Origin of the sequence: Oceanobacillus sp. J11TS1 (genome assembly GCF_018333215.1) — a bacterium.
In the GTDB taxonomy this organism is placed as follows: Bacteria; Bacillota; Bacilli; order Bacillales; family Amphibacillaceae; genus Oceanobacillus.
Map to the genome: position 1 here is coordinate 185,485 of NZ_BORO01000004.1, position 13,402 is coordinate 198,886.

Annotated in this window: 17 protein-coding genes and 1 pseudogene; 9 read left to right on the forward strand and 9 right to left on the reverse strand. The window is 36.8% G+C overall.

Annotated elements, in window-relative coordinates:
• Positions 1 to 79 precede the first annotated feature (79 nt).
• The 3 genes from KI343_RS05405 (at position 80) to KI343_RS05415 (ending at position 1,906) form a co-directional block, all read left to right on the forward strand.
• The gene (locus KI343_RS05405) at positions 80 to 592 is read left to right on the forward strand and encodes a YjcG family protein (protein WP_212925413.1); all 513 of its coding nucleotides are present in this window, start codon (positions 80 to 82) and stop codon (positions 590 to 592) included.
• A gap of 5 nt (positions 593 to 597) precedes the next feature.
• A complete protein-coding gene (locus KI343_RS05410) occupies positions 598 to 1,023 on the forward strand; it encodes a GNAT family N-acetyltransferase (RefSeq protein ID WP_212925414.1) in 426 nt (141 codons plus the stop codon).
• A gap of 169 nt (positions 1,024 to 1,192) precedes the next feature.
• Positions 1,193 to 1,906: a YetF domain-containing protein gene (locus KI343_RS05415; protein ID WP_212925415.1), complete on the forward strand. Its 714-nt coding sequence runs from the start codon at positions 1,193 to 1,195 to the stop codon at positions 1,904 to 1,906.
• A gap of 53 nt (positions 1,907 to 1,959) precedes the next feature.
• Here KI343_RS05415 and KI343_RS05420 read toward each other — a convergent pair whose 3' ends face one another.
• Entirely contained in the window at positions 1,960 to 2,208 is a 249-nt protein-coding gene (locus KI343_RS05420) for a hypothetical protein (RefSeq protein WP_212925416.1), read from the reverse strand.
• Between the two features lie 218 nt (positions 2,209 to 2,426).
• Here KI343_RS05420 and KI343_RS05425 point away from each other — a divergent pair, with 218 nt between their 5' ends.
• The gene (locus tag KI343_RS05425) at positions 2,427 to 2,897 is read left to right on the forward strand and encodes a CotY/CotZ family spore coat protein (protein WP_212925417.1); all 471 of its coding nucleotides are present in this window, start codon (positions 2,427 to 2,429) and stop codon (positions 2,895 to 2,897) included.
• A 58-nt stretch (positions 2,898 to 2,955) separates the two neighbouring features.
• On the opposite strand, the gene KI343_RS05430 is transcribed toward KI343_RS05425, so the two are convergent.
• Positions 2,956 to 3,402 carry a CotO family spore coat protein gene (locus KI343_RS05430; RefSeq protein WP_212925418.1) on the reverse strand — a complete coding sequence of 149 codons (447 nt, stop codon included), beginning with the start codon at positions 3,400 to 3,402 and terminating at the stop codon, positions 2,956 to 2,958.
• A gap of 84 nt (positions 3,403 to 3,486) precedes the next feature.
• Positions 3,487 to 4,866, reverse strand: coding sequence for a magnesium transporter (gene mgtE, locus KI343_RS05435; RefSeq protein WP_212925419.1), 1,380 nt, complete (start codon positions 4,864 to 4,866; stop codon positions 3,487 to 3,489).
• Positions 4,867 to 5,102: 236 nt separating this feature from the next.
• Between mgtE and prpE the strand changes: the two genes are divergently transcribed.
• The gene (gene prpE / locus KI343_RS05440; protein WP_212925420.1) at positions 5,103 to 5,849 is read left to right on the forward strand and encodes a bis(5'-nucleosyl)-tetraphosphatase PrpE; all 747 of its coding nucleotides are present in this window, start codon (positions 5,103 to 5,105) and stop codon (positions 5,847 to 5,849) included.
• Here prpE and KI343_RS05445 read toward each other — a convergent pair.
• From KI343_RS05445 to KI343_RS05465, 5 genes are all read right to left on the reverse strand, one after another.
• Complete coding sequence (locus tag KI343_RS05445; RefSeq protein ID WP_244856741.1) at positions 5,846 to 6,751, reverse strand: RluA family pseudouridine synthase; 906 nt, start codon at positions 6,749 to 6,751, stop codon at positions 5,846 to 5,848. The genes prpE and KI343_RS05445 overlap by 4 nt on opposite strands.
• On the reverse strand, positions 6,752 to 7,555 hold the full coding sequence (locus tag KI343_RS05450; RefSeq protein ID WP_212925421.1) for an NAD kinase: 804 nt from the start codon (positions 7,553 to 7,555) through the stop codon (positions 6,752 to 6,754). It abuts the gene before it with no gap.
• 21 nt (positions 7,556 to 7,576) lie between these two features.
• Positions 7,577 to 8,185: a GTP diphosphokinase gene (gene yjbM / locus KI343_RS05455; protein WP_212925422.1), complete on the reverse strand. Its 609-nt coding sequence runs from the start codon at positions 8,183 to 8,185 to the stop codon at positions 7,577 to 7,579.
• Between the two features lie 362 nt (positions 8,186 to 8,547).
• Positions 8,548 to 9,762: a formaldehyde dehydrogenase, glutathione-independent gene (gene fdhA / locus KI343_RS05460; protein ID WP_212925423.1), complete on the reverse strand. Its 1,215-nt coding sequence runs from the start codon at positions 9,760 to 9,762 to the stop codon at positions 8,548 to 8,550.
• A gap of 29 nt (positions 9,763 to 9,791) precedes the next feature.
• Entirely contained in the window at positions 9,792 to 9,944 is a 153-nt protein-coding gene (locus tag KI343_RS05465) for a heme-binding protein (RefSeq protein ID WP_306432544.1), read from the reverse strand.
• A gap of 690 nt (positions 9,945 to 10,634) precedes the next feature.
• Between KI343_RS05465 and KI343_RS05470 the strand changes: the two genes are divergently transcribed.
• From KI343_RS05470 to KI343_RS05485, 4 genes and pseudogenes are all read left to right on the forward strand, one after another.
• Positions 10,635 to 11,216: a CYTH domain-containing protein gene (locus KI343_RS05470; protein ID WP_212925424.1), complete on the forward strand. Its 582-nt coding sequence runs from the start codon at positions 10,635 to 10,637 to the stop codon at positions 11,214 to 11,216.
• Positions 11,217 to 11,439: 223 nt separating this feature from the next.
• Positions 11,440 to 11,829 (forward strand): globin domain-containing protein, encoded by a 390-nt coding sequence (locus KI343_RS05475; RefSeq protein ID WP_212925425.1) that lies wholly within the window; start codon positions 11,440 to 11,442, stop codon positions 11,827 to 11,829.
• Positions 11,830 to 11,844: 15 nt separating this feature from the next.
• On the forward strand, positions 11,845 to 12,735 hold the full coding sequence (locus tag KI343_RS05480; RefSeq protein ID WP_212925426.1) for a ClpXP adapter SpxH family protein: 891 nt from the start codon (positions 11,845 to 11,847) through the stop codon (positions 12,733 to 12,735).
• Between the two features lie 99 nt (positions 12,736 to 12,834).
• Positions 12,835 to 12,954: pseudogene (locus KI343_RS05485) on the forward strand (ATP-binding cassette domain-containing protein); the annotation flags it as partial.
• 211 nt (positions 12,955 to 13,165) lie between these two features.
• Here KI343_RS05485 and KI343_RS05490 read toward each other — a convergent pair.
• On the reverse strand, positions 13,166 to 13,402 hold a 237-nt coding region (locus KI343_RS05490), incomplete at its 5' end, for a transposase (RefSeq protein WP_212925427.1).

Sequence of the window (13,402 nt, forward strand, 5' to 3'; positions counted from 1 at the left end):
TACTTTCTTTTGCTATACTTATGAAGATACAGTTATATATGGTTTATAGTAAACAACAATACACTAGGAGGTAGTATGAATGAAATACGGAATAGCTATTTTTCCTTCAAAAAATGTACAGGATCAAGCAAATGCATTAAGAAAGCGTTACGACCCAAGGTACTCTTTAATCCCTCCACATATTACTTTAAAGTATCCATTTGAAGCTGATTCTGAAAGGATAGATGAAGTTGTCCAGGCATTGCATAAAATTGCGAGCAATGCAGAGCCCTTCTATATCCATATTAACAGGGTTAGCACCTTTGAGCCGATAACAAACACCATTTATTTAAAAATTGAACCAATTGAACAATTAAAATTACTCAACGAACAGCTCCAAGAAGGTATCTTTGAAAATAATCAAAAGCATTCTTTTGTTCCGCATATTACAATTGCTCAAGACTTAGAGCATGATGAATTCTCTGACATTGTAGGAAGATTAAAGATGGAGGGATTTGAAATCAAGGATTATATCGACCGTTTTCAGTTATTATATGAATTAGATAATGGCTCATGGACGGTTTACGAAACATTTGTATTAGGAAAGGAATAGGACTCATGTTAGTAAAACATGCAACTGCCCAAAATGAATTAGAAGCAGTATATCAAATTCGGACAGAGGTATTTGTACAAGAACAAAAGGTACCGCCAAAAGAAGAATTAGATGAATTTGATAAAACAGCCACCCATTTTATAGCCTACGATGGAGAATTACCTGTGGCTGCAGGCCGTCTTCGGTTTACGCAGGGTGGATATGGTAAATTAGAACGGATCTGTGTACTAAAATCACAGCGCGGAAAATCTATCGGCAAACAATTAATGTTAAAAATGGAAGAAGAAATCAAAAAACAGCATTTTAATAAAGCGAAGTTAAACGCGCAAATACAAGCAGTAGATTTTTATCAAAAGTTGGGGTATGAAGTCACATCGGATGAATTTATAGATGCCGGGATTCCTCACGTAACCATGGTTAAGCACTTATAATACAAGACAACAAAGACCCTTACCTCTTATGGTAAGGGTCTTTTCCAATCTAACTTTTTTGAATTCCCACTAAAAGTATATTCGTTTCTTTCCTCTTTTAGATACATCTTTTATACACAACGACACACACTATAAAAGACCGTGTCATTGATAAAGGAGCGTATCATTAATGTCTAGTTATACAAGTATGTTTGTGGAAGTTATCTTCGGTTTTTTTGCTTTATTTATAATTACAAAAATATTAGGGAAAACGCAAATTTCACAGATTACACCATTTGATTTTATTTCTGCCTTAATACTGGGAGAATTAGTTGGTAATGCTCTATTTGACCCCAATGCTGGAATACCTGAAATAGCATTTGTCATCGTGCTTTATGGCATTCTTATGTATGTTATTGAAATTATTTCACAAAAGTATAAGCGAACAAGACATATGCTTGAAGGAAGTCCGACCATTATTATCCATCGCGGGAAACTTATCCGTGATATGATGAAAAAAACCAAGTTGGATATTAATCAGCTGCAACATCTTTTGCGGGAAAAAGATGTATTTTCTATTAGTGAAGTAGAATTTGCCGTTTTAGAAGCTAATGGTACTGTGTCTGTTCTTAAAAAGACAGACTATCAGACACCTACTCGAAAGGATTTAAAATTATCCCCTCAAGAAGTAGCTTTACCAATCACATTAATTAATGATGGAGAGGTTATTAAGGATAATATGGAAGAAAAAAACCTTCCTATGTCATGGTTAGAGGAATCTATTCGTGAACAGGGATACAAAGATGTTTCTGAGATTTTTTATGCAGAATACACAAAAGGAAACCCTTTATTTATTCTCCCCTTCTTTAATCGGGAGCACCAAAAATTTAAAGATATTGATTAAGCTTGTTCTAGTGAGAAAAGAAGCATTCCTTGTTTATACGAAAAGGAATGCTTCTAGATGTATTTATTAATATGTCTTCCCTTACCCGTAATTAAGGAAGCATCTAATGGTAAGTCTATTGGCTTTCGAAGCTCAGGTCTGTTACGATAATAACGGTCATACGTCGCACTTAACTCCTGATGCCTCCGATCGAGTTGCACTTTAAAGGAACCTTCTATATAATGCTCTTTTTTCTGCGCAGGCTGTATTCTTTGCTGATAATCAGCATACTGTGAAGATTGAATCGGAAGAATATACCCCATGTTCTGCCCCTCCCTCTCTATTCCTTATATATATCCCGTCACGCGAATAAGAAACCGTTTTATTTATTATTATATACATATTTTTTATTTTGTATAGTCAGAATTATATTTTTATTTAAATAGTCATTCATCAGACCCTACACACGCCCACACCAACGTGGTAAAGACACATATCCTATAAGGAAAGAAAATTCAAATTGTGAAAGGAGCAATTTCTCATGGGTTGTGGAAAAAATTACGATACCGGAAGTTGTGTTGCAGATATTTTAAAAGACATTGTTGATGCTCAAAATGATATTGTAGAAAATTGCTGTGATACGAGCTGTGAACAATCAATTAACGACCTCTTATGCAAAAATGAAATAAGCAACGACTTAGACACTGTACCTGTTATTTTATACTGTAAAGATTGCAAACCTTTTAAAGGCTTCGGTACAACAAAAGGTCATCATAACAAATTAAATCCAATCTTATCCAGCTTTGTATTCCGGGTAAAAAAAGTAGATAAAAACAATTGTGCTATTCTCGAATTATTACTCAGCGACGGAGAAAACTGTACGTTTGATCATATGAAAGATCCAACTGATCAAAATACAGAAGACTTGGAAGCAACAGGTATTTGTATCACAGTAGACTTAGATTGCTTTTGCCATGTTACCTGCTTACCAGCAATTAGAGCATTTCATTAAAATAGTTTCATGGATACAAAAAGACACCATTCAGGATTTCTCTCCTGAATGGTGTCTTTTAAAATCCTAACAATTGAATATTTTCAACATCATTAACCGCAATCTCTATCCTGTTTTTTCGATTATTTACTTGAAGAAAAAGGGTATCCTGCTTCTTTTCACGAATCACTCCCCGATATTTTTTCTTTGAAGTTGTTATCACTTCACATCTTACTGGTGGAGCAAACTCGGATCGGTTCGTTAAATAATCTACTTTTTCCGTAATCGTCATTTCCATAAACTTCTTTTTACTTGATTGTTGCTTCGAGAATCTAGAATCATCTTCAGCAAGTCCTTTTTTGTCTTTTGGCTGTGTTTTTCTCATGGATTGGACTTGTTGTAAGTCTTTTTGTTTTGTTTTTCTATAGTCACCAACATAACTTTCTTGCATAGGTGCTAAAGATTCTTTTAGCTGAGGCTGGCTAATGTAAAGTAAAGGAGCTTGCGCTTTTTTTTTATTGGTCATTGGTCATACACCCCTTCTTGGCTTATCTTGTATAGTGTATGAACCTAGAATTTGTTTTGTGTCACTCCAATTTTATTCGAATTATTAAATTAAATAACTCATAAATGCAGTCGCCATCCCGAAATAAATTAATGTAGAAATAAGATCATTAATCGTCGTGATAAAGGGTCCTGATGCCACTGCCGGGTCAATATTTAAACGATTCATCAGCATCGGAATGAGCGCACCTGCTAATGTAGCTACGAGAAGAGACCCCATAATGGATAAGCCTAGAAGAATGCCTAAATAAATATTGCCTTGCCATATATAAATAATAGCGGCAAGAATAATTCCACAGAATAATCCATTGATTAATCCAGTCAACGCTTCCCTTCCTAGAAGCTTCCATTTACCAGTGTTTTCGAACTCGCCCGTGGCCATTCCTCGTACAGATACTGCAAGCGCTTGGGTTCCGGAATTACCCGCTGTTCCTCCAATTAAAGGGATGAAAGCAGCCAAAATAGCTACTTGCTCCAATGTTTCTTCAAAACTCGCTATTAAAGTAGCGGTCAGCATACCAAGAATTAGTAAGATAACTAGCCAAGGAAGTCTTTTTCTAGCGGAACGGATTGCCGTATCGTCCTTAATATCCGTATTGGACATCGCTGCTAATTTGGAGTAATCCTCACTCGCCTCTTCTTCCATAACATCCAAAATATCATCAACCGTAATAATACCTAGAAGATGATCTTGAAAATCAACAACCGGAAGCGCAAGAAAGTCATAATCTCTAAACATCTGCGCAACATCTTCCTGGTCTTTCGCAACAGAAACAGCGACAACTTTAGTGCTCATCACATCTTTAATCAATGTTTTATTATCAGCAATAATTAAATCTCTAATAGATATAACACCTACTAAACGTTTGTTATTATCAAGTACAAATAGGTAATAAATTGTTTCTGCATCTGGAGCTTCTTTTTTTAATTGCAGCATGGTTTCTTCCACCGTTTGATTCTCAAAAAGTACAACATACTCAGTGGTCATGATACTACCAGCTGTTTTTTCCTCATAATGGAGGAGCTGCTTAATCTCATTAGCAGATTCCTTACCCATGATGGTTAGGTAACTTACGACCTTTTCTTTATCCAGTTCATTTAAAATATCAACAGCATCATCGGCAGGCATTTCTGAAAAAATCATTGCAGCATATCTCGGATCCATCTCCTCAAAAAACTCCAGGACAACGTCTAAATCAATATTTATGAGTATCTCGGACATTTCTTCAGGAGATAAATACGTGTATATCTGCACTCTTCTTTCTTCACTCTGCTGTTCGAAAAATACGGACTGATCATATGGATGAATTTCCAGAAATTCGTCACGAAATGCCTCCATATTTTCACCTTCTAGTGCAGCTTGGACTTTATCGATATGTTCATTAAACTGCTCTTCATATTGCACATCATATATATCCTTTTTCATTCCAAATCCTCCTTCCTTATTACCGATTCCTTATTCTTACACATCCTTCCCTATTTTACAAGATGCAAAACAAATAGCAAGCCTTATCAATAATCCTCACATCCTCATTTACAAACGCAGTTCAAGCTCGATACCAATGAAATGGGCATCTATTTAATATAATTGCTTATTATAAGAAAAGGTATTTTGATTATAATAGGAATAAGTCCTTCTATTACAAATTGAGGAGGTTACATATGTCGTTCGATATTATAGGTGATGTGCATGGCTGTATCGATGAATTAAACGAACTTATTCAAAAACTTGGCTATACGAAAAAGAAGGGGAAGTATATACCCCCTTCTGGCAGAAAACTTATATTCCTTGGCGATATCACAGATCGCGGACCAAATTCCATAGCAGTTATCGAGCTCGTCTATCAGCTCGTTATGGAGCAGAAAATAGCCGAGTACATTCCAGGTAATCATTGTAATAAGCTGTATCGCTTTTTTTCGGGTAATAATGTTCAACAAAAACATGGTTTAGAAACTACCGTTGCAGAGTGGAAACATTTAAAAGTACAAGAACAAATCCAGATGAAAGAAAAATTTATGTCTTTATATGAAGCAGCGCCATTATACTTACATTTTAAAGAAGAAAATCTGGTCATTGCCCATGCAGGAATCAAGGAAAGTTTCATAGGAATGACTACGGGGCGGGTCAAATCATTTGTGCTTTACGGTGATACGACTGGGCAAACCGATGAACAAGGAAGGCCAATTAGACGTGACTGGGCAAGAAATTACCAGGGAAAAGCATGGATTATCTATGGACACACACCAGTTTTAGAACCAAGAAAAGTCAACCGTACCATCAATATAGATACTGGCTGTGTCTTTGGTAATAAATTAACAGCGCTGCAATTCCCTGAACAAAATTTTGTCTCTGTCATATCCAAGCAGCCTTTTCTCCCCAATCGATTCACGACCTTTAATAAAGATTAACAAAGTGCTTTCATACACGCCATTATATCTTCAGGTCGTTCACACGTTAGTTTAATCCTTCTTTTTAGAAAAGGGTGCTCCCATTCGATATAGGCGCAATGCAAAGCTTGCCGGGGAATAAAGGATTTCTCTCCTCCATATAGGTCATCCCCAAGCAGGGGATGGCCTATATGACTAAAATGAACACGTATTTGATGAGTTCGTCCGGTTTCTAATTGGATACGTAATAAAGAAGCATTGGAAAAAGTAGCTATCGTTTTATAATAAGTTACTGCCCTTTTTCCAGTTGTCCAGTTAACTTCTCTTTCAATAATAGAGGTAGTTTTTCGGCTAATTGGAGCAGAGATCGTCCCCTCTTCTGGCTCCACTACTCCTGTTACTAGCGCTTCATACATACGATGAATGCCATTTCGCTTTTGGTTTTCTGCTAACAATGAATGGACGTATCGATTTTTGGCAACCAAAACAAGGCCAGACGTATTAGCATCTAACCTTGTTACAATATGGACAGTAGCCGGATGATTCTCTTGCTGATAATACCAAGCAATACCGTTCGCTAATGTATCTACACGATCCGTCATAGATGGCATGGAAGCTTGGCCTGCAGGCTTATTCAAAACTAAATGATCCTCGTCTTCATAGACAATATCTAGATTCATTTCCGTCGCGGTAATGCTGCTGCTTTGCACTTCATCAGGAAAAATAACCGTTAACTGATCACCTGTCTCTAATATATTTGATACATAACAGAAATCATTATTAATCATCATGCTGCCGCCATCTTGTTTTATGCTTGTTAATAACCTTCTTGAAAAGCCTTGCTTCTGTTGCAAGAAATCTTTAACGGTTTGTTGAGAACTCTCTTGATCAATGATCCAGCTTTTTTGTATGCCTGCAGCCACTTAATCCACCTCAGTAACAAAAGAATCACGGACACGATGCCAGAAAGGAAACTGCCGGAAACGCGCAAAACGAATTTTTTCATTTGCCACACGACATTGAATTGATTTTACTTCATGATAATTTTTAGTAAAGTGATCAATTTGGATCAAAAAGGAGTTATCAACCATTGGTTTTAAGAAGCAGGTATGATGTTTGGGCAGGACCAATGGCGACCCAATTGTTCGGAAAACACGGTTATTAATCGAAGCATTCTCTGTGATCTGGATTGCTTCCAAAGACGGGTGAATAATAGCTCCACCAAGTGCTTTATTATAAGCAGTACTCCCAGATGGAGTAGAAATACATATCCCATCGCCTCGGAATGTTTCAAAGTGTTCTCCTTTTAATTCCACATCTAAGACAACAGACGAGCCATCTCCTGTTTTTATCATAGCTTCGTTTAAAGCAAGATGCCTATCCTCTTTTTTACCTAAATCATCCCGAATAATCACTTCCATCAATGGATATTCCACTGTTTGAAATGGTGTTCTTGCAATTTCAATCAACAGCTTCTCTACCTCATCTTGTGTCCAATCCGTATAAAAACCTAAATGTCCTGTATGAACACCAATAAAGGCTGTCTCTTTCAAGCGATGAACATAACGGTGAAACGCTTCTAAAAAAGTCCCGTCGCCACCCACAGATATAACTAAATCAGGTGTTTCTTTATCATATTCTAATCCGAAAGACACCAGATATTCCCGCATCCTATTTTTTATTTTGTCCGAACGCGCGTCTCCTCTGGAAACTATTTTAAACTTCATTCCATTTTCCCATCCTTTTATCTATGATTTCCGATGAAAAACACGTTGAGCTTCATGGATTTCGCTTCTTATTTTAGACATTTCTTCATCTAATTTAAATGCAGCCTCTGCAGCTTTTTGTAAACGTAATTTAACCTCTGCAGGTAACTTTCCTTCATATTTATAATTCAAAGAATGCTCATTGGTAGCCCAAAAGTTCATCGCGAGTGTACGTATTTGAATCTCAGCCAGGACAATAATCTTCCCTCGCACAGTTTCTACTGGATATTCGATAATCATGTGATAAGATCGATAACCACTATCCTTCTTATCAAAAACATAATCTTTTTCTTCAATAATTTGAAAATCACTGCGTTTCCGAAGCATCTCAGCAATACGGTAAATGTCATCAACAAATTGACAAACGACTCTTATCCCTGCAATGTCCTGTAATTTATCTAAATTCTCAAGAGGTATCTGCCGTTCCCGGGCCTTTTCTATAATGCTAGGTATTGGTTTTACTCTTCCTGTTACAAATTCAATTGGTGAATTACTGGATTCCCTCTCATACTCAGAACGAATCCCCTTTAACTTTACCTTTAATTCTTCCACTGCCTGTTTATAAGGCGCTAATATTTTTCCCCAGTCCATCCAACATCACCCTATATGTATACTAATAATATCTCCTTTATTTTATCACAGAGTCGCTATTGTACAAAGGAAAGAGGGATTTCAAAGAGGCGCTTCCGTAAATAACAGCTGATTATCGTTAAAAACAAAGCTCTCTGGGCGATATAAGTTTTTATTAAAAAGTAGTTTTCACTGGATTTTGTTTAGAATACTTTATATTAGGTTTCAAAATCAACAACTTTAGGTACTAACAAAATAGGGTATTGTTATTTCGCTGTAATCATGTGCTGAATTGACACTATCTCGTTGTTGAGTAAGTAATAAAGCCAAACAGCGTGAACACTGCTTGGCTTTTATTTTTCTTTATCCGATTCTTTTTAAAATCAACTAATCGACCCATGCGGATCAATCACAAACTTTCTAGCGACTCCGCTGTCAAAGTCACTATAGCCCCGCGGTGCATCATCTAAACCAATGACTGTCGCGTTCACTGCTTTAGCAATCTGTGCCTTACCAGAAAGAATTGATTTCATGAGCATACGGTTGTATTTCATCGCTGGCGTTTGGCCAGTTACAAAGGTATGCGCTTTCGCCCAGCCTTGACCAAATCTCACTTTTAAAGAACCTAATTGCGCATCTTTATCAGCTGCTCCAGGGTCTTCCGTAACATATAGACCTGGAATTCCAAGTTTACCGCCAGCTTGAGTTACATCCATAATGGCGTTTAGTACAGCAGCTGGTTGTTCTTCTGCATTTTCTCCATGCTCAGAGGCTTCAAAACCAACTGCGTCAATTGCACAGTCAACTTCTGGAACGCCAAGAATTTGCTCAATTTGTTCACCCAAGCGATCATGTTTTTTAAGGTTCACTGTTTCACAGCCAAAGCTACTTGCCTGCTTTAGTCGTTCTTCATTTAAATCACCTACAATAACAGCTGATGCTCCTAGCAATTGAGCGGCATGCGCAGCCGCTAACCCGACAGGGCCAGCCCCAGCCACATAAACGGTTGACCCTGTTCTTACACCAGCTGTATACGCACCGTGATAGCCTGTAGGAAAAATATCCGATAACATGGTGAGATCTAAAATCTTTTCCATCGCTTTGTCTTTATCCGGAAAAACAAGTAGTTGAAAATCTGCATATGGTACCATAACATATTCAGATTGTCCTCCTACCCATCCTCCCATATCAACGTAACCGTAAGCAGCTCCTGGCCTATCAGGATTGACATTGGTACATATGTGAGTTTTCTGTTCACGACACATAACGCAGCGACCACATGCTATATTGAATGGAACAGATACAAGATCACCCTTTTTTATAAACTCTACATCTCTTCCAACTTCTATAACTTCTCCTGTTATTTCATGACCTAAAACAAGACCTTCTGGCGCTGTGGTACGACCACGCACCATATGTTGATCACTACCGCATATATTAGTAGTAACAACTTTCAGAATCACACCATGTTCACATTTCCGACCAACGTTTGAAGCAGGAACGCCTGGTCCATCTTTTAAAACCAAGTCAGGATAACCAATGTCCTGAACTGCAACACTACCCGTCCCAGTGTAAACTACGCCTCGATTCCCTGCCATTATAGCCCTCCTCAAATAGTAAGTAATAGTTATTTGATTTTTTCTAACTCAAGTTCTTCAAATGCTTTAATACCTGCTTCTGCTACTCGGATATCATTGGGAACACTGCTTCCACTAACACCAATAGCACCTGCTACCTTCCCTTCTTTTTCGAGAGGAATACCGCCACCAAAGAAAACCAGACGCCCCTAGTTTGTCGTATTAATAGAAAGGATTCTTAAAAGTATTGCATTGTTAGTGATTCAATATATAGGTATAAGCTTCTTCTCAATTATCAAGCCCCTTATGTTGAGAGTACATTGACTGCTAATTGTGGAAATCGCTTCCCAAACATTATTATAGATCCTCATCCATTACGCTTCGTATTGCAATATTCTCAGTTAAAGATAATAAATTAATAACTGTGACGTTCTCCCCGCGGTTTATTTAATATAGAAATCTAAAAAATCATTTGGTGCGTTGTCCCTCCTTTTTTTTATTAACATACTATAATCCTTCATCAACGTCAACAATGAAAATTAAAAATTCCATAAATTCAAATATGTCAAAAATCTCATGATATAATAACGTTTTTTCAGTATAGTCAAAGTATGCTTCAAATTATGAAGTAATACCTTTTTATTCGGTTTTACATGTTAGAGGTGGTAATTTGAATTTATTTACAAAAACATTTAGGCACCCTAAAGGAGCAATACTGTAACCTATAGTTGAATCAATGAACACATATGGTAATAAAACTAGCGGTTGTTTGTATCAAAATTACATCTAATAAACCACGGTAGAATAGTTTGTCTAATAGTTATTTTTTGCAAAGCTTATCCATACACGCCATAATAGAGATAATCTATATTTAGAACTGGAGAATGATGCTGATGAGCCAAGAAGTAGAAATTGAATTTAAAAACCTGTTAACAAATCAGGAATATAATCAATTATCTGAGGAATTATTTTCTCAGGCGGAGACAATCGAACAAACGAATTATTACTTTGAAACGGCGTCCTTCGATTTAAAAGCAAATCGTTCTGCATTACGAATACGAAAAAAGAATGGGACATATACATTAACATTAAAAGAACCACATCCAGATGGATTATTAGAGACGCATGACCTACTTACGGAAGCTGAATTTCTCTCTTGGACTTCCGGTAAACCGACAGAAGTTCCAAATGTAACCAGGCAATTAAAACAAATGTCTATTGATGTATCCACACTGAATTATTTAGGAAACATGACTACCTTTCGAAAAGAAATGCCCTACCAGGATACATTAATTGTTTTAGATAAGAGTATTTATTTAAATACGGAGGATGCCGAACTAGAATTAGAAGCACCTTCTAGGAAATATGGGGAAAAAGTATTTAAAAACTTATTAGCAAACTATCAAATTACTGTTCGAGAAGCCCCAGCTAAAATAGCCCGTTTTTTTAATCAAAAACAAAAAACGTCCTTATAGGATAAACGTCCTCTCACCGGAAAAATATCTATACTTATTATTTGCAGTTACAATATTCACGGAGCCAGGTGCGGTTGTGTTTAAAATTAGAATTATTTCTGATGAGTTGGTAAAATTTAATTATCTATGAAAAAATTGACCCGTGCATCATGGACTTCGTTGGTACAGATTATTTGATGAAGTGAAGTCATGTTGCTACAATACTAGTATAAGGAGCTATTTAATGAAGCAAAGTGAAACGCAAACCGTTTATAGTGGAATTGGCGGTTATGAAAAAATTGAACAGATTGTAGACACATTCTATGGCCACGTTGAACAAAATCCTATCCTTCGGCCGCTATTTCCAGATGATTTTACAGAAACAAGACATAAACAAAAACTATTTCTCACACAATTTTTTGGGGGACCCAGGCTTTATGAAGCAGAACGCGGACACCCGATGTTAAGAAGAAGGCATCTTCCTTTTCCAATAACTCCAAGTGCTAGAGATGCCTGGTTAAGTTGTATGCATCTAGCATTAGTAGAGAATCAAATAGAAGACCCTTATTATACAGAAATGATGGAACGTTTGACACTAACAGCAAATCATATGATGAACACCCCTGAATCTTAGAAAGGAGCATTCAAAATGAATGGGAATCAACAAGAACTATCATCTTCAAATCAAATAGACACTTCCTTTAACTACATGCAATATGTCCAAAAGCCGATTGAAATGTATGTTTTTATTGATCCATTGTGTTCTGAATGCTGGGCGCTTGAGCCCTATCTAAAGAAATTATATGTTGAATACGGACGCTTTTTTACAATTACGCATGTAATTAGCGGACAACTAACCGCTTTAAATCCGAACAGCTTAAATAAAACAAAACAAAGTAAACAGTCCGGATTATCATCTTTTACTTTAAACCATGAAAATCTTGACTATCCATGGGTTCCTGCCCTAGCAATTAAAGCAGCCGAACTGCAAGGAAAAAAGGCAGGAAAACAATTTATCCGTAAGATTCAAGAAACATTGTTTTTTAATAAACAGAATATCTGCAATGAAGATGTTTTAATACAATGTGCCTCTGACGCAGCTTTAGACGTAGAAGAATTTCAAAAAGATCTATTCTGCGATACTTCTAAACGCGCTCTGCAATGCGATTTAAAACTTGCGCGCGAGATGGAAGTGGATTATACACCTACGATTGTCCTCTTTAATCACGAAGTAGAGGATGAGGGAGTAAAGCTTTCTGGTCTTTATCCGTATGATATATATGAATTTGTTCTCAAAGAGATTTTACAACGGACACCGATTCCGTCTGTCAAACCATCCTTAATAACTTATTTACAGCTACAGCAAACTGTAGGAACGGAAGAAGTTTCTGTTATTTATGATTGGTCCATTGATAAAACAGAGAAAGAACTGAAAAAACTGCAGTTCCAGCAAATCGTCGAAAGAGTATCTGAAAACAACGAATCCTGTTGGAGATATCTTGGCGGCACGTTAGAGGAAAAAAGCAAATCCTTCTTATAGTCTGTGCCGGCAAATTATTAATTATCAAGAATACACAATCTCTCTTTTGAGATACTAGAAAAAACTACCGATTCTTTTTTCCGGATCGGTAGTTTTTTCATGCTTGTTCGATTAAAATTTCCTCTATATTTAAAAGTTCCGGGGGGCAAATTTGTATCAGTCGTCGGTTTATCGGGCGCTGGTAAATCTACACTGCTTCGTTTGATAAACCGTCTCATTGGGTACTGTCAATAAGTATGTGTAAATCCCCAGGTAGTGCGCCGGTTTTACATGGAGTGGTGGGCATGGTAGCCTTCGTGGTAAGGTCAACACTTTTTTTCATAGTTGGGGCTTGGCCTATGAACCATGCCCACAGGGGCTCCATGTCAAACCTCTTCCATCTAAAACCTTATCATAGCTAGTAAGGTAAGGATTACCAATAGTTAATCATTTATTTAGTTGTTATTTTCTTTCCATATCTTTCATCAAACATTTTTTGAACCTCTGATTTAGCTGATAGAAACTCTGTAATCCCTCTTTTGTTCCATTTCTCGTTGTAGTCTATCGCTACCAAGTAAACGATTTTTTCTACAGCTTTTTCGTTTGGTAAACTGTTCATTGTTTTTGTGCGTTTTTTTATCTCTTTCATGGTGCGTTCTATGGTGTTTGTCGTATAAATTTGAGGACG

Bases quoted from the DNA above. Each gene is read 5' to 3' on its own strand.
- KI343_RS05405 (WP_212925413.1), top strand. From the start codon at position 80: ATGAAATACGGAATAGCTATTTTTCCTTCAAAAAATGTACAGGATCAA.
- fdhA (WP_212925423.1), bottom strand. From the start codon at position 9,762: ATGGCAGGGAATCGAGGCGTAGTTTACACTGGGACGGGTAGTGTTGCA.
- KI343_RS05470 (WP_212925424.1), top strand. From the start codon at position 10,635: ATGAGCCAAGAAGTAGAAATTGAATTTAAAAACCTGTTAACAAATCAG.
- KI343_RS05475 (WP_212925425.1), top strand. From the start codon at position 11,440: ATGAAGCAAAGTGAAACGCAAACCGTTTATAGTGGAATTGGCGGTTAT.
- KI343_RS05425 (WP_212925417.1), top strand. From the start codon at position 2,427: ATGGGTTGTGGAAAAAATTACGATACCGGAAGTTGTGTTGCAGATATT.
- KI343_RS05450 (WP_212925421.1), bottom strand. From the start codon at position 7,555: ATGAAGTTTAAAATAGTTTCCAGAGGAGACGCGCGTTCGGACAAAATA.
- KI343_RS05415 (WP_212925415.1), top strand. From the start codon at position 1,193: ATGTCTAGTTATACAAGTATGTTTGTGGAAGTTATCTTCGGTTTTTTT.
- prpE (WP_212925420.1), top strand. From the start codon at position 5,103: ATGTCGTTCGATATTATAGGTGATGTGCATGGCTGTATCGATGAATTA.
- KI343_RS05410 (WP_212925414.1), top strand. From the start codon at position 598: ATGTTAGTAAAACATGCAACTGCCCAAAATGAATTAGAAGCAGTATAT.
- KI343_RS05480 (WP_212925426.1), top strand. From the start codon at position 11,845: ATGAATGGGAATCAACAAGAACTATCATCTTCAAATCAAATAGACACT.
- KI343_RS05430 (WP_212925418.1), bottom strand. From the start codon at position 3,402: ATGACCAATAAAAAAAAAGCGCAAGCTCCTTTACTTTACATTAGCCAG.
- yjbM (WP_212925422.1), bottom strand. From the start codon at position 8,185: ATGGACTGGGGAAAAATATTAGCGCCTTATAAACAGGCAGTGGAAGAA.
- mgtE (WP_212925419.1), bottom strand. From the start codon at position 4,866: ATGAAAAAGGATATATATGATGTGCAATATGAAGAGCAGTTTAATGAA.
- KI343_RS05420 (WP_212925416.1), bottom strand. From the start codon at position 2,208: ATGGGGTATATTCTTCCGATTCAATCTTCACAGTATGCTGATTATCAG.